The sequence below is a fragment of the Mesorhizobium koreense genome, assembly GCF_031656215.1.
Classification (GTDB): domain Bacteria; phylum Pseudomonadota; class Alphaproteobacteria; order Rhizobiales; family Rhizobiaceae; genus Mesorhizobium_L; species Mesorhizobium_L koreense.
The window spans coordinates 4,061,972-4,078,169 of record NZ_CP134228.1 but is presented as its reverse complement, the minus strand read 5'-3'; the positions used below and the strand labels follow the sequence as shown (position 1 = coordinate 4,078,169).

Annotated in this window: 16 protein-coding genes; 8 read left to right on the top strand and 8 right to left on the bottom strand. The window is 62.0% G+C overall.

Annotated elements, in window-relative coordinates; translation table 11 throughout:
- Positions 1-3: 3 nt before the first annotated feature.
- Positions 4-2,097, bottom strand: a complete 2,094-nt coding sequence (locus RBH77_RS19440; RefSeq protein WP_311029213.1) for a S9 family peptidase — start codon at positions 2,095-2,097, stop codon at positions 4-6.
- A gap of 506 nt (positions 2,098-2,603) precedes the next feature.
- Between RBH77_RS19440 and RBH77_RS19435 the strand changes: the two genes are divergently transcribed.
- Positions 2,604-3,029 carry a Ros/MucR family transcriptional regulator gene (locus tag RBH77_RS19435; protein ID WP_311029212.1) on the top strand — a complete coding sequence of 142 codons (426 nt, stop codon included), beginning with the start codon at positions 2,604-2,606 and terminating at the stop codon, positions 3,027-3,029.
- Between the two features lie 88 nt (positions 3,030-3,117).
- On the opposite strand, the gene RBH77_RS19430 is transcribed toward RBH77_RS19435, so the two are convergent.
- Entirely contained in the window at positions 3,118-3,393 is a 276-nt protein-coding gene (locus tag RBH77_RS19430; protein WP_311029211.1) for a cytoplasmic protein, read from the bottom strand.
- A gap of 315 nt (positions 3,394-3,708) precedes the next feature.
- Between RBH77_RS19430 and RBH77_RS19425 the strand changes: the two genes are divergently transcribed.
- Both RBH77_RS19425 and RBH77_RS19420 read left to right on the top strand, forming a co-directional pair.
- Positions 3,709-4,035, top strand: coding sequence for a helix-turn-helix domain-containing protein (locus RBH77_RS19425; protein ID WP_311029210.1), 327 nt, complete (start codon positions 3,709-3,711; stop codon positions 4,033-4,035).
- A complete protein-coding gene (locus RBH77_RS19420; protein ID WP_311029209.1) occupies positions 4,036-4,869 on the top strand; it encodes a DUF6456 domain-containing protein in 834 nt (277 codons plus the stop codon).
- Positions 4,870-4,881: 12 nt separating this feature from the next.
- Here the strand turns inward: RBH77_RS19420 and RBH77_RS19415 are convergent, their stop codons facing one another.
- Both RBH77_RS19415 and RBH77_RS19410 read right to left on the bottom strand, forming a co-directional pair.
- Positions 4,882-5,313: a SufE family protein gene (locus RBH77_RS19415; RefSeq protein WP_311029208.1), complete on the bottom strand. Its 432-nt coding sequence runs from the start codon at positions 5,311-5,313 to the stop codon at positions 4,882-4,884.
- Between the two features lie 93 nt (positions 5,314-5,406).
- A complete protein-coding gene (locus tag RBH77_RS19410; protein ID WP_311029207.1) occupies positions 5,407-5,733 on the bottom strand; it encodes a DUF5330 domain-containing protein in 327 nt (108 codons plus the stop codon).
- Between the two features lie 456 nt (positions 5,734-6,189).
- Between RBH77_RS19410 and RBH77_RS19405 the strand changes: the two genes are divergently transcribed.
- The 3 genes from RBH77_RS19405 to RBH77_RS19395 are packed head-to-tail and all read left to right on the top strand — an operon-like array spanning position 6,190 to position 9,100.
- Positions 6,190-7,977, top strand: a complete 1,788-nt coding sequence (locus RBH77_RS19405; protein WP_311029206.1) for a sensor histidine kinase — start codon at positions 6,190-6,192, stop codon at positions 7,975-7,977.
- Complete coding sequence (locus RBH77_RS19400) at positions 7,952-8,701, top strand: peptidoglycan-binding domain-containing protein (RefSeq protein ID WP_311029205.1); 750 nt, start codon at positions 7,952-7,954, stop codon at positions 8,699-8,701. The genes RBH77_RS19405 and RBH77_RS19400 overlap by 26 nt, the downstream gene beginning before the upstream one ends.
- Before the next feature lie 54 nt (positions 8,702-8,755).
- Positions 8,756-9,100: a DUF1491 family protein gene (locus RBH77_RS19395; protein ID WP_311029204.1), complete on the top strand. Its 345-nt coding sequence runs from the start codon at positions 8,756-8,758 to the stop codon at positions 9,098-9,100.
- Between the two features lies 1 nt (position 9,101).
- Here RBH77_RS19395 and RBH77_RS19390 read toward each other — a convergent pair whose 3' ends face one another.
- On the bottom strand, positions 9,102-10,097 hold the full coding sequence (locus RBH77_RS19390) for a DUF2336 domain-containing protein (protein WP_311029203.1): 996 nt from the start codon (positions 10,095-10,097) through the stop codon (positions 9,102-9,104).
- 180 nt (positions 10,098-10,277) lie between these two features.
- Here RBH77_RS19390 and RBH77_RS19385 point away from each other — a divergent pair, with 180 nt between their 5' ends.
- A complete protein-coding gene (locus RBH77_RS19385; protein ID WP_311029202.1) occupies positions 10,278-10,472 on the top strand; it encodes a hypothetical protein in 195 nt (64 codons plus the stop codon).
- Between the two features lie 31 nt (positions 10,473-10,503).
- On the opposite strand, the gene RBH77_RS19380 is transcribed toward RBH77_RS19385, so the two are convergent.
- The 3 genes from RBH77_RS19380 to RBH77_RS19370 all read right to left on the bottom strand — a co-directional run bounded on the left by RBH77_RS19380 (position 10,504) and on the right by RBH77_RS19370 (position 13,878).
- Positions 10,504-11,043, bottom strand: coding sequence for a DUF1254 domain-containing protein (locus RBH77_RS19380; protein ID WP_311029201.1), 540 nt, complete (start codon positions 11,041-11,043; stop codon positions 10,504-10,506).
- A complete protein-coding gene (locus tag RBH77_RS19375; RefSeq protein ID WP_311029200.1) occupies positions 11,040-11,621 on the bottom strand; it encodes a DUF1214 domain-containing protein in 582 nt (193 codons plus the stop codon). The genes RBH77_RS19380 and RBH77_RS19375 overlap by 4 nt, the downstream gene beginning before the upstream one ends.
- Before the next feature lie 70 nt (positions 11,622-11,691).
- Positions 11,692-13,878, bottom strand: a complete 2,187-nt coding sequence (locus RBH77_RS19370; protein WP_311029199.1) for a transglycosylase domain-containing protein — start codon at positions 13,876-13,878, stop codon at positions 11,692-11,694.
- A 337-nt stretch (positions 13,879-14,215) separates the two neighbouring features.
- Here RBH77_RS19370 and RBH77_RS19365 point away from each other — a divergent pair, with 337 nt between their 5' ends.
- Positions 14,216-16,024 carry an NAD(P)/FAD-dependent oxidoreductase gene (locus tag RBH77_RS19365; protein WP_311029198.1) on the top strand — a complete coding sequence of 603 codons (1,809 nt, stop codon included), beginning with the start codon at positions 14,216-14,218 and terminating at the stop codon, positions 16,022-16,024.
- Positions 16,025-16,198: the final 174 nt, after the last annotated feature.

Below are 16,198 nucleotides of genomic sequence, written 5' to 3'. Positions count from 1 at the left end.
CGGCTACCCGCCCATCCTGTCCACGACCTTGAGCGCGAAGGCATAGACGAAGGCGATTTCCTCCAGCCGCGAGAAGCGGCCCGAAGCGCCGCCATGGCCGGCATCCATGTTGATCTTGAGGAGAACGGGGCTCCGTCCGGTCTTCTTCGCGCGCAGCCGCGCCGCCCACTTCGCCGGCTCCCAATAGGTGACGCGCGGATCCGTCAGGCCGGCGACCGCCAGGATCGGCGGATAGTCCTTCGCATCCACGTTGTCATAGGGGGAGTAGGATGCAATGGTCTGGTAGTCCGCACGGGATTCCTTGGGATTGCCCCATTCGGGCCATTCGGGCGGGGTTAGCGGCAATGTATCGTCCAGCATCGTGGCCAGCACATCGACGAAGGGAACCTCGGCGATAAAGCCCCCGAAGGCCTGCGGCGCCAGATTGGCGACGGCGCCGATCAGGAGCCCGCCGGCCGACCCGCCCTGCGCAACGATGCGGTCGTGATCGGTGTAACCTTCGGCCACAAGATGAAGCGCGGCGTGGACGAAATCGTCGAACGTGTTGTGCTTCTTTGCCTTCTTGCCGTCCTCGTACCAGGAAAAACCCTTGTCCTTGCCGCCGCGTACATGCGCGATCGCATAAACGAAGCCGCGGTTCACCAGCGAAAGGCAATTGGTGTTGAAGGACGCCGGGATCGTGATGCCATAGGCGCCGTAGCCGTAAAGCAGACAGGGCGCGCTGCCGTCGAGCGGCGTATCCTTGTGGTGGAGCAACGAGATCGGCACGCGTTCGCCGTCATATGAAGGCGCCATCAGGCGCCGCGTAACATATTGGTTGGCGTCATGGCCGGAAGGCACTTCCTGCGTCTTGAGCAGCGTCCTTTCGCGCGTGCGCATGTTGTAATCATAGACCTGCGATGGCGTGGTCATGGAGGAATACGAGAAGCGAATCGCATCCGCGTCGTATTCAAGGGCGCCCGAAAGGCCGAGTGAATACGCTTCCTCCTCGAAGGTGATCATATGTTCCTCGCCGGTGGCGCGCTCGCGGATAACGATGCGCGGCAGCCCGTCCTTGCGTTCGAGCCGCACCAGGAAGTCACGGAAGGCCATGATCGAGAGGACCAGCCTGCCGGGTTCGTGAGGGATAAGTTCGCGCCAGTTGGCCCGGCCCGGATCGCTGGTCGGCGCCGTCATGACCTTGAAATCCTTGGCGCCGTCGGCGTTGGTCAGGATGAAGAAGATATCGCCGCCGTCTTCGAGATCGTATTGCAGGCCTGTCTCGCGCGCCGCCACCAAATGCGGCTTTGAGCCTGGATCGTTCGCCGGAAGGATGCGGTATTCCGATGTCTCGTGATCGTGAATGGCGATGAATATCCATTGGTTGGTCAGCGTCCCGCCGACATCCATGAAGAAGCCGGGATCCTTCTCTTCGTAGATCGGCCGGTCACGCTTCTTCCCGAGCGTGTGGTAGTAGATTTTTGACGGCCGGTGATTGGCGTCGAGCCGCGTATAGAAGAAGCCGGCTGCCTCCGCGTCCCAGGTGCCTGCGCCGCCCGTGTCCGCGACGCTGTCGGCGTTATCGGCCCCGCCGTCGATATCGCGGACATGGAGCGTGTAAAACTCCGAACCCTTGTCGTCGAAGCCCCAGAGCAGCAGCTTGTGGTCGGGCGAATGATCCGCTCCCCCGAGGCGGAAATAGCTTTTGCCTTCGGCTTCCCTGTCGCCGTCGAGCAGGATTTGCTCCTCGCCACCCTCCCGTGGCGTCCGGAAGAAGCGCGGCTGCTCGCCGCCGGCCTTGAAGGATGTGCCATAGGCAAAAGCGCCGTCTTTCATCGGCACGGAGGAATCGTCCTCCTTGATGCGGCCTCGCATCTCCGAAAACAGCTTCTTCTGCAATTCGGCCGTGTCGGCCATCATCGCTGCCTGATAAATGTTCTCGGCTTCCAGATGCGACCGGATCGCCGGGTCGAGTAGGGAAGGGTCCTTGAATACCTCCTGCCAATTTTCCGCGCGTAACCAGGCATATTCGTCGACGCGGCTGACGCCGTGCCAGCTATCGGCCTTGGGCCGCGTCTCGGTCTGCGGCGCGGGAATGTCTGCGAATTTGGCGGTCATGAAGCCTCTGGGGGGGAAGTTTGGAAGAATGGGAAATCGGCTCGAAGGCGGTACGCCGTCGCTTGTTCCATCTTTTGGATATAACGCAATATGCGAAAAGTGTAAGACGGCCATGGAAATCACGCAGATGGCCGCATTTTCCGGTTGAACGGCTTTCGCCCGTCTCCGCCATTTGCCGCCCTGTATGAAAAGCTCCGCCGCATGGCAGGTCAGCAATATTTCAGAAACGGTCCGCATTTCAGGCACGGTCTGCCTGTCTCTCGCCGCAATGTTGTGAAACGCGTTAAAGTTGTGGCGTTCATTATTTCTGTAAGACTACAGGATAAATCGAGCATGTTTAGCCGGAAAATAGAATTAGTGAATTGACTTATACTATTCGAAGCGGCAGTTAGGTGCCGCCTGATGCGAGTCGTGTAAGCGTCAGCTTTCTTGGTTTCGTATCGCTGAATTCCGAGAAAAGAGACAAGCGGAACAGCAGAGTCCAAGTTCTATCGAAGGGTCAGAGAATGGATATGAATGAATCACCTGCCAGAAGCACCGACATGCTCATTGAGCTTACGGCCGATGTCGTTGCGGCTTATGTCAGCAACAATCCTGTTCCGGTCTCGGAGCTTCCGAATCTGATCGCTGACATTCATGCGGCGCTTGGTCGTGTGGGCGGCGCCAGCGAACAGGCTCCCGTCGACAAGCAGAAGCCGGCCGTCAATCCCAAGCGCTCGGTCCACGACGACTATATCGTCTGTCTGGAGGACGGAAAGAAATTCAAGTCGCTCAAGCGGCACCTGATGACCCACTACAACCTGACGCCCGACCAGTATCGCGAGAAGTGGAACCTCGATTCCAGCTATCCGATGGTGGCCCCGAACTACGCCGCGGCGCGCTCGCAATTGGCCAAGAAGATGGGCCTGGGCCGCAAGGCGAAGGGCCGGTAAGCATCTTCGGCGATGATAAGGCTACGGCGCCCGCGAGGCGCCGTTTTGCTGTCGGGCGCACGGATAAAATCTTCGTGCCGTCCAGTCCTCATTTGCTTCCGCGCAGGCGGTCGAGTGCCTGCTTCAGCGCGATATGCCTGTTGAGATCGTAGCTCCAATGGCGCCGCGCGCCCTTGATGCGTTCCCGTTCAATCAACCGCAGTAACCGCACTGTTATACGATCCCGCTCCATGGCGGATGCCGAGAGCAGTTCGGGAATGTCGATGCCGCAAGTGAGGAACAGCGCGGCGCGCTGCCGGGCCTCCGTCGCTATCCTCTCCTTCTTTCGCCTGTAGTCGTCGATCTCTTGGGTCAGCCGATCCATCGGGGTTCCTCGCGCAGTTGGGAGGCGAATTGTCGTGCGACCCATAAAGACGGGGAGAAAATTCGTTGGGGAAGGGCATAGGCGATGGGGAATAGGCCAGCGAAATCAATCCATTGATTGTTTCACACAGAATTTAATGTTCGTATTTTGTTCACGCATAGGCGCGGTTTCGATATAAGAACATATTCCTAATCAGGAGGGATATGTTCAGTGCAACAAGCGACAGCCACCCGACCCGCAACCACCTTGGAGATCGATCGAGCGCGCGAGGCGAGCCCGCCGTGCGTCGTTGGCGACTGCCGGGCGTCATATGGAATGAAGTACGATCGGGCAGTGGAATGGTGCGATTGCCTGATCGATATCGCCTCGGCCCTTTTCAATGTCAGTGGCAAGGAATTGCGGCGGCCGGGCCGTTCCACTCTGGACATCACCCGTGTGCGTCAGATCGCGATGTATGTAGGACATGTCGTGCTGCGGCTGACCATGGCCGATGTCGGACGTGGCTTCGGCCGCGACCGCACGACGGTGCTCTACGCGTGTCATTTAGTCGAGGACATGCGTGACGATGCCGATTTTGATCGCATCGTGGCGACGATGGAGCGCGTCGCCGGCGCCGCCTTCCGTGAGCGGGGTACGATCTGAATGGCGGCTCGGGAAAAGCCGGGCGAGACCGAAAGGAAAAGGCTCCGGATTCTGAAGTTCCTTGTGGCCGGTCCTGTGCAAATCAGGCCGGCATCGGATGAAAAGTCCGTCCTCCTGGAGAACGGCGAGCGCGGCACGATCGCCGCCAGACACGCCGAACTTGCGGCACTGGCCGCCGCCGGCCTGATTGCCCGCGCCGGTGGCGCCGTGCGCCTTTCGACCGCCGGCGAGGCGGCCCTGAGGCGAACGGCCGCGCGGAAGGATCCTTATCGCGAACAGCATGGCGAGGTCACGCCGCAGCGGTTCGATACGGCTGATGGCTGGATCGTCGCCGACGTGAATATGGCGGAATCGCCACTTGCCCAGCTTGCCCGCCGCAAAACGAAGGACGGTACTCCCTTTCTGGCCGAGGCCGAATGGCGCTCGGGCGAAAGGTTGAGGTCCGACTATACGCGCGCCCGCATCATGCCGAGGCTCGGCGCCAACTGGCAGGCCGCGATCGCGTCAGGGCGGCGCGACGGCGGTGCCGGAGGAATTGCCGAACTGACCGATGCGGCGCTTGCGGCGAGGCAGCGGATTGAGCATGCGGTCGACGCGGTGGGCCCGGAACTCTCCGGTGTCCTCATCGACGTATGCTGTTTCCTCAAAGGCCTGGAGACGATCGAGATGGAAAGAGGCTGGCCGGCCCGTTCCGCCAAGATCATGCTGAAATCAGCGCTAAGTGTGCTCAGCCGTCACTACGAGCGCCCGAAGGAAGAACGTCCGCATCGTCGCGTTCTGCACTGGGGAGCAGACGATTACCGCCCGCGGCTTAATCCCGTCGCTGCCGAATAGGCGGCGCGTCTCTCAGGAGCCTTCCATCGCAAGGGATTCTTCGGCGTCCCGCTTGATGCGCTTCACCATCGAGCGCAGGCCATTGGCGCGCTGCGGCGTCAGGTGCTCGTCGAGACCGAGTTCGGTCATGACGCCTTCCGCGTCGATCCGTCCGATCTCGCTGGCGTGCTTGCCTGAAAAAAGCGCAAGCATGATCGCCACCAGCCCGCGAACGATGTGGGCGTCGGAATCGCCGTCGAAGGTCAGTACCGGGTCGGGCTCCTGCGTGCGGTGGGTGAAGAGCCACACCTGGCTGACGCAGCCCTGCACCTTGTGCCCGGCATCGCGCGCCTCTTCGGGGAAAGGCGGAAGTTCATTGCCGAGTTCGATGATGTAGCGGTAGCGGTCTTCCCAATCGTCAAGGAAGGCGAAGTCGTCGCGTATGGCCTGAATATTGCTGGACATGTAATCGATATAGTGAGCGGCCGCCGTGCCGTCACGAAGATTCGGGACGTGCGGCGGCTTTTTTGGCTGGCGGGCCGGTAGGCCAGACCGGCGTTATTCCGCCGGTTTCTCGGCGCTTGCGATGCTACCGGTGGTCAGCGAGCCGTCTTTGTCGTCGAAATGCTTGTCGAGCATCTCGTATGCGAGTTTCGCGCCGGCGCGCGCCCTGACTCCGATCGTATGCAGCGCTTCCTGGCCGACGACGCAGACATCCGGCTTGCGCTCGCAGATATTGCCGATGTCGCTTGCCGCTTCGCGTGCCGCAAGAAGCGCAGTGACCGGGCTGACGGTGTCGGCTTTCTGAGTGCCGTCGCCGGCATCGAATGGGATGAGAAGCAGGACCAGCGAAAGCCAGAAGGCCGATTTGATGAGAAATCCCATTGTCCGTCCCTTTATCCGTCGGCCGTTCCTTCAAGTGCGGCCCTTTCCCGAACCGGATCATGGCAGGAGCGGGCAAAGGAGCGCTTGCCCGAACGCGGTGGATTTTCATCGAATAAGTATAAAATTTGAATGATCGGGCAGAGGCGGCACTTCGCTTCGAGCTGGGATCCGGAGCTTAAGATGCGGTTTACCGAACAAGCCGCCGGAATCCGCCATTCCGGGAAGATGGACACGCGTCAACCGGGGCGCGTGGAAATCGGGCTAAAGGTGCTTTCGTGCCTTACCCTCTGTTTACCATGGCCCGAATTGGCCGCTCGTTGGGGTGCCGGGAGCGCGATTTTGGTGCGACTGACGCCTTGGAGGCGCCTCGCCTTATCCTTTCCTTAAACGCTGGATGCGAGGGTCTGGCTTAACGAAAAACAGCCCGTGAATCGGGCAGGTAGAGAGTGCGTTCGGGTGAGTTTGGCAACGCCGAAATCCGCTGACTGGATCGCCGGCCTGATGGCGGGATGCGAAAGCCTCGTTCCCCCCGGTCTTATCGATCCGATGGAGCGTGGCCGACGTGCCCGCTTCGTAGGCACCGTCGTGGCGGCACCCTTTTTCGGCGTGGCGGGCTTCGCCTTTGCCTCCTATGGCAGGATGGATGCGGCGGTGGTCGCTGCATCGCTCTGCGCCCTTTGCGGCCTTTGCTGGCTTGCCGCGCTCCTCGTGGCCGTGAATGTCAGGCGGGTGCTGATCGAGGGGGGGATGCTCGTTCTCGCCTCGGTTTTCGCCGCCCTGGTGCTGGCGGCATCCGGTGGTCTGGCCTCCCCGCTTTCAGCGACCGTTTTGGCGCTCGCTTTCGAAGCTTGGTGGATAGGGCGGTCGCGTAACGCCGTGATCGCGGGCATGGTGGCGGTGTTCGCCGTCTTCGTGGCGCAGCTTCCGCTAGCGGGGATCATGGCGCCAGCGGCGGCTATTACAGTGTCGCCGTGGCAATGGCTGGTTCCGCTCGCCTATGGACTGACCGCATGGGCGCGACTGCGAACGCTTTTTCTTACCGTTCGAACCGTCAGCCCGGCGGACGAGGAACCGCTGCTTGAGGAGCGTATCGACGCGGTGGTGGTCAAGGTCGCCGCCAACGGTGACGTCGCCGATGTTTCCGATCAGGCCACGCGGCTCTTTCACCTGGCGCCGGAATTGCTTCTCGGCACCGGGCTGTTCGACCGCATCCATGTTGCCGACCGGGTCGCCTATCTCTGTGCGCTGTCGGACGTGAGGGAAGGCGCTGCGCGTGCGCGTGCCGATATCCGCCTCCGCATTCCCGGGCTGGACGGCAGGTCAGCCGATTATCATTCATATACGGTGGAGATGTTCCGCGCCGGCGAGGGAAGGGACATCGCCGCGCTGATACGCGACAATGGCGAGATGGCCGCGCTGAAGGCCGAGCTTGCCGGAGCGGCCGAACAAGCGAGCAGCAACGAGATTGCCAAGAACCGTTTTCTTGCTGCCGTCAGCCATGAGTTGCGGACGCCGCTCAACGCGATCCTCGGCTTCTCCGATATGCTAACGCATGAGATGTTCGGCCCCTTCGCCGACCCTAGGCAAAAGGAATATGTCGGACTGATCCACGAATCCGGCACCCATCTGCTTTCGGTCGTCAATTCGATCCTCGACGTTTCCAAGATCGAATCCGGCGCCTATCCGATCCATCCGGAGCCGTTCGCCTTCGCCGACGCGGTCGAGACGTGCCGCTCCATGATGGCGCATCAGGCATCGGTGAAGGCGGTATCGCTGCGCGTGGCTCTCGCCCCCGGCGTCGGCGAGGTCTGTGCGGACCGCCGTGCGATCCAGCAGATCCTGATCAACCTGGTGTCGAACGCGGTCAAGTTCACTCCCGAAGGCGGCAGCGTGGTGATCGGGGCCAAACAGACGGGAGAGCGGCTCCGTTTTTGGGTGAGCGACACCGGCATCGGTATCTCGCGAGACGATCTGAAGCGGCTCGGCCAGCCTTTCACCCAGGTGCAGAACGACTATACCCGCCAGTTCGAGGGCACCGGCCTTGGGCTGTCGCTGGTCAAGGGCCTTGTCGTGCTGCACGAGGGGGCGATGGCGATCGAAAGCGCGCCGGGCGACGGTACGACCGTGACGGTCACCGTGCCGATCGTCGGCCCGCATGCCGCTGCGCCAGCGGACGAGGTTGGCGCCGCAGGCGAGTATCTTTCGAACGGGGCAGGCAATGGCACGCAACGCAAGACGGCGTGAGCCGATATACGGCTCCTCCTTTGTCCGCGACGCGCTTGTCAGCGCCGGCGAAGGGGTGATGCGCAATCCACTCGGGGTCGGGGCCACGACCGCGTTTCTGGTGGCGTTTTCCTTCATTTCAGCCAATGCGCTCTGGTACCAGCCGCATTTCTACAAAGAGGCGTTCTTTTCGACCCGGAACACCGATGGCCGGCAGGGCGTCCGTGCCGCGACGCCTGCTCCCGCTTCGCATGCGTCCGCCTCCACCGTGGCGCCCGCTGTCGCCGATCCGCTTGTCCAGAAGGTCCAGGCCTCGCTCACCAGACTTAACTTCTATTCCGGTCCTGTGGACGGCCTCACCGGACCGCAGACCGGTCAGGCGATCGAAGCATATCAGAAGAGCGTCGGCTTGCCGGCCTCCGGCCATATCGACGGCTTCCTGCTGAAGCGACTCGGCATCCTCGACGCCGCAGCGTCGGCCAATATTCCGGCTCCGGCCCCGAGGCCCCAGGTCGATACGGCGACGACCCAATCCGTCTCGCCGGATGCCGATAAGGCACGCATCGTCAAGATCCAGGCGGGCCTCAAGGCATTTGGTAATGACGGCATTGAACTCGACGGGATGATGGGGCCGAAGACGACATCGGGCATCAAGGAGTTCCAGTCCCTTTTCGGGCTTCCGGTGAACGGCCAGCCGGACGCAGAGACCTACGCGAAGATGCAGGAAGTCGGGCTGATAAACTGACGGCGCAACCGGCGCCGGATTTATCGCTGCCTTGCGAACTGCTATTGCCTCGCCATGCGTGTGACATCCGATCTATGGGTCTCAGCCCTTCTGCGTCGTGTCCAGTCAGCGGGCGGTTTCGGCGCGGTCCTTAGACGTGGCGCATCCGAAGCGGGCGCGATATTCATCGTCAGTCGATCGCGGCTGGGCGAAGTGACCCTCTACGGTCCCGCTCCGCAGGTCGCCTACGAGGAAGGGAAGCCGCAGGAACGAGGTTTTTCGGAAATGCTCGGCCCTGCCGACGACGCGGCTATCGAGGCAAAGCTTGAGAAGGAAAGGCGCTTCGACCCCGATCTGTGGGTCGTCGAGATCGAGACCGGCCGGCCTCACGAGGAACTTTTCCCGGTAAGGACATCCTGAATCAGGACGCTTTCAGCGAAGCGGCGGTCGGGATGGCAATATCGGCATTGTCGCCGGAGCGCTCGCGGGCGGTGCGGGCCGATACGACCGAGAAACTGTCGACTTTCCAATAGCCGACCTTTTCGATCGCGGCATCTCGATGAAGCTGGCTGTAGCGTTCGAGGAAAAGACGGATCGTCTCCGGATGGGCGAAGTGCGAGGGGAACGCGGCAGCGGTCAGTAGGAAAGCTTGCGCTTCATCCAGGCCGAGCGCCTTCAGCGCCACCATGAGATAATAGTAGCTTCCGGTTTCCGTTAGCGTACGTGCGCGTTCGAATTCGATGTCGAGCGCGTCGGCAAGCGCGGTCTGGAAGAAGGCAGGTACGCCCGTCAGTGCGGTCGAGCGCAGCTTTTCGTAGTGACGGAAGCCGGCGCTCTCATCGAAGACCTTGCCAGAACGGTTTTCGAAACGGGCATGGCCCCCGGCGGACCGCATCATCGCCCGCAATTTTTGTCTTGTTTCCTCAGCTGTTGGCCGGTCTTCACTCAAGGCTGCAGGTTTGCGGGTCTCGGCGTGAAGCGGCATCTCGGGCACTTCCTTCCTGGGGGTGACGCTGTTGTTTGCGAAGTGGAAAATCCCGGCAGAGAGGCCGGAGCGTTGGGCGATGGCACGCGCATGCGCCGGGCCATGGCGGGAGATGAGGGTCACGAGGTCGAAATTTGAAAGCGCGGCCGAGCGGACCAGGACCGGAGCGGCGATATCCACCGGCTCGTTGGCGAGCCGCAGCACCAGCGCCTGCGGCGCGTAGGGCGATTCGCTGAGCGCCGCCGCGACGAAGCGCTTGGCGTCGACCGAGACCATGTCGAACAGTGACAGCGTCAGTTCCTCGAGCTGGTCAATATCGCGGCGGGACGGCCGGACGAGCGAACAGAAGGCCGTAACCGCGGCACGGAAGAGCCGCTCGGCTTTTTCCTTCTCGCTTGCGGTGAGAAGCTGCCTGAAGTCTGTCGAAGACACGCGGATACGCCCGATACTCACTCGAATCCCGGCTGCGCCGTGATGGCGAAAGCGGGATTTTCAAACAATTTGCTTTAATTTAGCGCCGATCCGTTAGCAGGCTGTTAACTCTAAGAGGCTCTTAATCGTCAGTGGAGGTGTTGCGTGTTTGCTCCGGAATTTCCGAGAGGAGACTTGAATATGGCAACGATACTGGCCTTTACCCCGCGTAAAACCGCAAGCGGTGGTTTCCCCGGCTCGCTGGCGAAAGCCGGCGATGTGATCATCTTCCCCGGCGTGCGTTACGAACAAGACCGTGTCGTGTCGCAAGCCGACGGGACAGCCGGCACAGGGAACCATGTCCCCGGGGCGGAAGGCAGCGAGCCGCGCCACTGAACGAGGCGTGCCTTGGTAACGTGTTCAGGGCTTATCGAAGCGCGCAGCTTGCGTCGTTCAGATAGTCGGCGATGGCCTTCTTCCATGTCTCGTCGGGGACGAAGCTGCGGATCGCGACGATGCCCCGTCCGACATCCGCTTCCATGAAGACGGATTTCTCGAATTCCTTCGGCAAACTTTTTTTGAGCTCGATCATCTGGGCCGGCGTGACCAGGACGAGATCAAGGTCGCCGAGCGTCTGGGCGCGGTCGTTCAGGCTGTAGATGTTCTGGCCGTGGCGATTGTAGACCGATACCGACCAGAAGGGTACGTGTCCGGTCGCCTTCACATGGACGACGCCTTCGGAAAGGTCGAAGCGGCAGGCGACGGCATCGAAGAACGGGTCGACGCCGCGAACAACGGGCGGTGCGTCCTCTCCACTCATTCTCGTGAAATGATAGTAGTCGGCGTGGGTCGCGAGCCGAGCCCAGGCATCGCGCTCCGAATAATGCGGCAGGATCAGGAGGATGATGGCGTGTACGACGCCTGCGCCGACCAGTCCCACCAGGATCGCGTAGAGCAAGCGGGTCATTCGCAGCCCAGCCTGGAAATGCGCGGCAGGACCACACGGGAAATCTCGGTGCTGCTTGCGATCGGCGTATCGTAAAGGGCGAGGACCAGCATCATGTGACCCGTCCCGGACAAGGGAAGCCAATTGCCCGGCGTCGGGTGCGGGGACATCGTAACCACGACGGAATCATCCGCGTCATGGAGCACGGCTGTCGACTGTAGCGCCGCCGGGCGGAGCCCCGTTTCCGGCAGCGGCCTCATTGCGGGGTCGGCCGCGTGGAGCGTCCAGAAGCGTGCGGCTGGCAGTTCCCCGGCGATACGGTAGGAACAGTTGCGCTCCAGCGCTGCGCCGGAACTGTCGTCCGAAGCGTGGAAGACCAGCCCCTCGGCGCGGCCGAGCGGCAGCTCGCCGCGGCGCGCCACTGCCGCCTTGGCATAAGCCGAGGCATCCGGAGTGCCGAGGTCCGGATTGGCCTGCCAGGGCCCGACGGCGAGCGTTTCCATCCCGAATCCGTGTTCGAGCGCATAGCGCAGGCTCCATGCGCCGCCGCCGATGGCGATGGCAAGCGCGACGAAGACAGGAACGACGGTGCGGAACATGAGGCGCCGGAACGGATGCTGATAGTCAGGCTGTACCTTGGAGGTGCCTGCCGAAGCAAGCGAGGCTGGTTCAGAGCGAGGAAAGCGCCTCCGGACCGATCGGCGTATTTATCACCGTGGCTTCCTCGAACATCTTTGCGATGTCCTTAAGCACTTTCGTCGTAGCCGAGGAGAGCAGGCGGGGGCGTTCGTCGCGCGGCGCCTCGTTGGCCTCGTCCTTGGCGCCCGCGACCTCCTTCGGCTTCAGCAGGCTGTCCTCGATGCCGAAGATCGGCTTCAACTCGATATTCTGCTCGGCATAGGCCATCAACCGTTCCCATGTCATGGCCGGCACGGTGCCGCCGGTCATGCGCTTCATAGGCGAATAATCGTCATTACCGATCCATACCGCACAGGTGTAATTGCCGGTGAAGCCGACGAACCAGGCGTCGCGGTAGGATTGCGTGGTGCCGGTCTTGCCGCCGACGAGCGTCATCGGCAGTTGCGCGCGCCGCCCGGTGCCGTGCTGCGTGACCCCGACGAGCATGGAATTCATCTCAGCCACGGCTTTCTCGGAAAGTACGCGGTGCGGTTTCGATGCATCGCGCGGATATTCCCAGATCACCTTTCCCGAACGGTCGGAAAGCTGCATGATGCCGTGGCGCGTGCCGGCGATGCCGCCATTCTGGAAGACACTGTAGCCGGTAGCCTGGTCCATGACGGTCATGCCCGACGTGCCGAGCACCATGGTCTTGTGGCCGTTGAGCGGCGATTCCACGCCCATCGCCTCGGCGAGTTGCTTGACCGGCGCGAGGCCGGTGACGTCATGTGCGAGGCGCACGGCGGCCGTGTTGACCGAATGCGCGAGCGCGTTGGCGAGCGTCATGATGCCGCCTTCGCCGCGCGAATAGTTGCCCGGTGACCAGCCGCCCCAGTTGATCGGCGCGCCGGATATCTTCGTCTCCGGCGTCAGCCCCTTCTCCATGGCAACAGCGTAGACATAGGGCTTGAAGGAAGATCCGGCCTGGCGCTCGGCGCGCGTCGCGCGGTTGAACTGGCTGGCGCCGTAATCGGTGCCGCCGACGATGGCGCGCACCGCGCCGGTATTGTCGATGACGACGATGGCGCCTTGCGAGGCGTCGTACTGCTTGCCGTACTGCCTGAGATTGAATTCCAGCGATTCCTCCGCCGCGCGCTGGATATTCATGTCGATCGTGGTCCGCGCGAGCAGCGAGTGCGTCGCCCCGCGCGGCACGATGCGCTTCACCTCGTCGAAGGTCCAGTCGAGGAAATAGTCGGGGCTCTTCCGGTCGTCGCGGTCTATGACGGTCGCCGGATGCAGCCTGGCCGAAAGCACCTGCCCCTCTGTCATGAAGCCGGCGTCGACGAGGTTTGTCAGGACCTGGTTGGCGCGGGCGCGCGCGGCAGGCAGGTTGACGTGCGGAGCATATTTGGTCGGCGCCTTGAACAGCCCCGCCAGCATCGCCGCTTCGGCGAGCGTGACATCCTTGATGTCCTTGCCGAAATAGAAATTCGCGGCCGCGGTAACGCCGAACGTGCCGCCGCCCATATACATGCGGTCGAGATAGAGCTGCAGGATCTCCTTCTTGGTGAGGTTGCATTCGAGCCACACCGACAGGAAGGCCTCCTTGATCTTGCGTTCCAGCGTACGCTCGTTGGAGAGAAAGAGGTTCTTGGCGAGCTGCTGGGTGATGGTCGATCCGCCCTGCACGACACCGTCCGCGCGCGCGTTCTGCGTCATGGCGCGCATGAGCCCGATGAAATCGATGCCGTAATGGTCGAAGAAGCGCCGGTCCTCGGTGGCGAGCACGGCCTTGATGAGATAATCCGGCATCTGGTCGACCGGCACGGACGCGCCCTGGATAAGGCCGCGCCGGCCGATGACATTGCCGTAGCGGTCGAGGAAGGTGACGGCGAAGTCGCCCTGGTTGCGCCAGTCTCGCGCCGTGTCGTCGAAGGCCGGCAGCGCCAGCGCCAGCATGAGGACGGAGCCCGCCGCACCGAGCGTGAAGGCTTCGCCGAGAAGCTCGAAGACGAGCTTTCTCCAGCCGCTGACGCGGAAGCGGCGGAAGAAGATGGTCAGGCTTTCCCAGAACTCGCCCAGACGGAACCCGGCCTCGTAAAGCGTGGTGTCGATCCAGGCGTCGACGGCGAGCAGGAACGTCGCCTTCGGGCCTTTCCGGTTTTTCAGCCCTTTACGATCCCGGGGGTCTGGCGAGCCGGGATCGGAGGGCCCGGCTCGGCTAGTCTTGTCCATGCGAGCGTCGCCCAACCTGCACACAACACCCCGAGCCATCGACGGCTCAGGGCAAAGCCTTATTTTTGTCCCATACGATTATGTGCGTCTTTCCCGCAAAGCTACAAGGACCGGAAAGCCACAACCGCCGATTATCGGCGGAGAGGGTAAAGGCCGCAGGAAAGTTTTCCTTCATGAATATGATGCCGCCGACACGCTGCAGCACTTACTTTCGCCTTTGTGGCAATACCGGCTCGCCCGAGCCTGTGCGACCATTCCCGCACGGGAAGTAGCGATGGGGGACATATCACCGGCGGTGTGGCCGCCTTCATTTTGTCAGTGCCAAGAGGAGGAGAACATGCTCGAAAAGACCCCTACAACACGCGTTCAGGCTTTCCTCGACCGGTTCGATAAGGCGCTCGAGACCGGGAAGATCGATGAGGCGGCCGGCATGTTTGCCGATGAATGCTACTGGCGCGACCTCGTTGCCTTCACCTGGAACATCCGCACGATGGAGAGCCGTGGCGAGGTGCGCGACATGCTTGAAGCACAGCTCAAATCCACGAAGCCGACAGGCTGGCAGGTCGCGGAAGGCGAGGAGGCTACGGAGGCGGACGGCGTCACCGAGGCATGGATCACCTTCGAGACGCAGGTTGCACGCGGCTATGGCCATATCCGGCTGAAGGATGGGCTGATCTGGACGCTTCTCACCACCATGGCGGAACTGAAGGGACACGAGGAGAAGGCAGGCTTCACGCGCCCGCTCGGGGCCAAGCACGGCCATGGCAAGGACCGCAAGACCTGGAAAGAAGAGCGCGACGATGAGATGGCCGAACTCGGCGTTTCCAGGCAGCCCTACTGTCTGATCATCGGCGGCGGCCAGGGCGGCATAGCGCTCGGCGCCCGGCTCCGGCAACTAGGCGTGCCCACCATAATCGTGGAAAAGAACGCGCGCGCCGGCGACAGCTGGCGCAAGCGCTACAAGTCGCTCTGCCTGCACGATCCGGTCTGGTACGACCATCTGCCCTATATCGACTTTCCGAAGAACTGGCCGGTCTTCGCGCCGAAGGACAAGATCGGCGACTGGCTCGAAATGTACACGAAGGTGATGGAGCTCAACTACTGGCCCTCCACCACCGCCAGGAAGGCGAGCTACGACGAAAAGGCCGGCGAATGGACCGTGATCGTCGAACGTGACGGGAAGGAGATCACGCTGAGGCCGAAACAACTCGTGCTGGCGACCGGCATGTCGGGCAAGGCCAACATGCCGAAATTCAAGGGTCAGGATGTGTTCAAGGGCGAGCAGCAGCACTCCTCGCAGCACCCCGGCCCCGATCGCTATCGCGGCAAGAAGGTGGTCGTGATTGGTTCCAACAATTCAGCGCACGACATCTGCGCGGCTCTGTGGGAAGGCGGCGCGGACGTCACCATGGTGCAGCGCTCCTCCACCCACATCGTCAAGTCGAACACGCTGATGGATATCGGCCTCGCCGCGCTCTACTCCGAACAGGCGGTTGAGAACGGCATGACGACGCGCAAGGCGGACCTGGTCTTCGCTTCTCTGCCCTACAAGATCCTGCACGAGTTCCAGATCCCGCTCTACGAGCAGATGCGCGAACGCGACAAGGATTTCTACGACGCGCTGGAGAAGGCGGGCTTCATGCACGATTGGGGCGACGACGGCTCGGGCCTGTTCATGAAATATCTCAGGCGCGGATCGGGCTACTATATCGATGTCGGCGCCTGCGATCTCGTGATCGACGGGTCGATCAAGCTGAAGAGCGGCAAGGGCGCGGCGGTGCAGGAGTTGACGGAAACCGGCGTCAAGTTCGTCGACGGAACCGAACTGCCGGCCGATCTGGTCGTCTATGCCACCGGCTACGGATCCATGAACGGCTGGGCTGCGGACCTGATCAGCCAGGAAGTGGCGGACAAGGTCGGCAAGGTGTGGGGCCTCGGTTCCGCCACCACGAAGGATCCCGGGCCCTGGGAGGGCGAGCAACGCAACATGTGGAAGCCGACCCAGCAGGAGGCGCTCTGGTTCCATGGCGGCAACCTCCACCAGTCGCGCCATTATTCGCAATATCTCGCCCTGCAGATGAAGGCGCGCATGGAAGGGATACCGACGCCGGTCTATCGGCTCCAGGAGGTGCATCACAGGGCATGAGCCCGAGCGGGTGCCGGATGAGGCCCGCTCATTGCAATATTAGGAAAAAAGTCCTTGACACCGTGACGGTGGTCTGGTAGGTTTTCGCTATCGTCCGAAAAGTGTGAGTTTCAGACGGCAAGGACAAGGAGAGCAGTTCTCTTCGAACCTGGCCGCTGGCGCACTTCGTTGCGA

Excerpts from the sequence above, each read along its gene's own strand:
- RBH77_RS19410 (WP_311029207.1), bottom strand. The coding sequence starts at position 5,733 with ATGGGATTTCTCATCAAATCGGCCTTCTGGCTTTCGCTGGTCCTGCTT.
- RBH77_RS19430 (WP_311029211.1), bottom strand. The coding sequence starts at position 3,393 with ATGGATCGGCTGACCCAAGAGATCGACGACTACAGGCGAAAGAAGGAG.
- RBH77_RS19415 (WP_311029208.1), bottom strand. The coding sequence starts at position 5,313 with ATGTCCAGCAATATTCAGGCCATACGCGACGACTTCGCCTTCCTTGAC.
- RBH77_RS19385 (WP_311029202.1), top strand. The coding sequence starts at position 10,278 with ATGGCAACGATACTGGCCTTTACCCCGCGTAAAACCGCAAGCGGTGGT.
- RBH77_RS19375 (WP_311029200.1), bottom strand. The coding sequence starts at position 11,621 with ATGTTCCGCACCGTCGTTCCTGTCTTCGTCGCGCTTGCCATCGCCATC.
- RBH77_RS19380 (WP_311029201.1), bottom strand. The coding sequence starts at position 11,043 with ATGACCCGCTTGCTCTACGCGATCCTGGTGGGACTGGTCGGCGCAGGC.
- RBH77_RS19395 (WP_311029204.1), top strand. The coding sequence starts at position 8,756 with ATGCGTGTGACATCCGATCTATGGGTCTCAGCCCTTCTGCGTCGTGTC.
- RBH77_RS19420 (WP_311029209.1), top strand. The coding sequence starts at position 4,036 with ATGGCGGCTCGGGAAAAGCCGGGCGAGACCGAAAGGAAAAGGCTCCGG.
- RBH77_RS19365 (WP_311029198.1), top strand. The coding sequence starts at position 14,216 with ATGCTCGAAAAGACCCCTACAACACGCGTTCAGGCTTTCCTCGACCGG.
- RBH77_RS19440 (WP_311029213.1), bottom strand. The coding sequence starts at position 2,097 with ATGACCGCCAAATTCGCAGACATTCCCGCGCCGCAGACCGAGACGCGG.
- RBH77_RS19435 (WP_311029212.1), top strand. The coding sequence starts at position 2,604 with ATGGATATGAATGAATCACCTGCCAGAAGCACCGACATGCTCATTGAG.
- RBH77_RS19400 (WP_311029205.1), top strand. The coding sequence starts at position 7,952 with ATGGCACGCAACGCAAGACGGCGTGAGCCGATATACGGCTCCTCCTTT.
- RBH77_RS19370 (WP_311029199.1), bottom strand. The coding sequence starts at position 13,878 with ATGGACAAGACTAGCCGAGCCGGGCCCTCCGATCCCGGCTCGCCAGAC.
- RBH77_RS19425 (WP_311029210.1), top strand. The coding sequence starts at position 3,709 with ATGAAGTACGATCGGGCAGTGGAATGGTGCGATTGCCTGATCGATATC.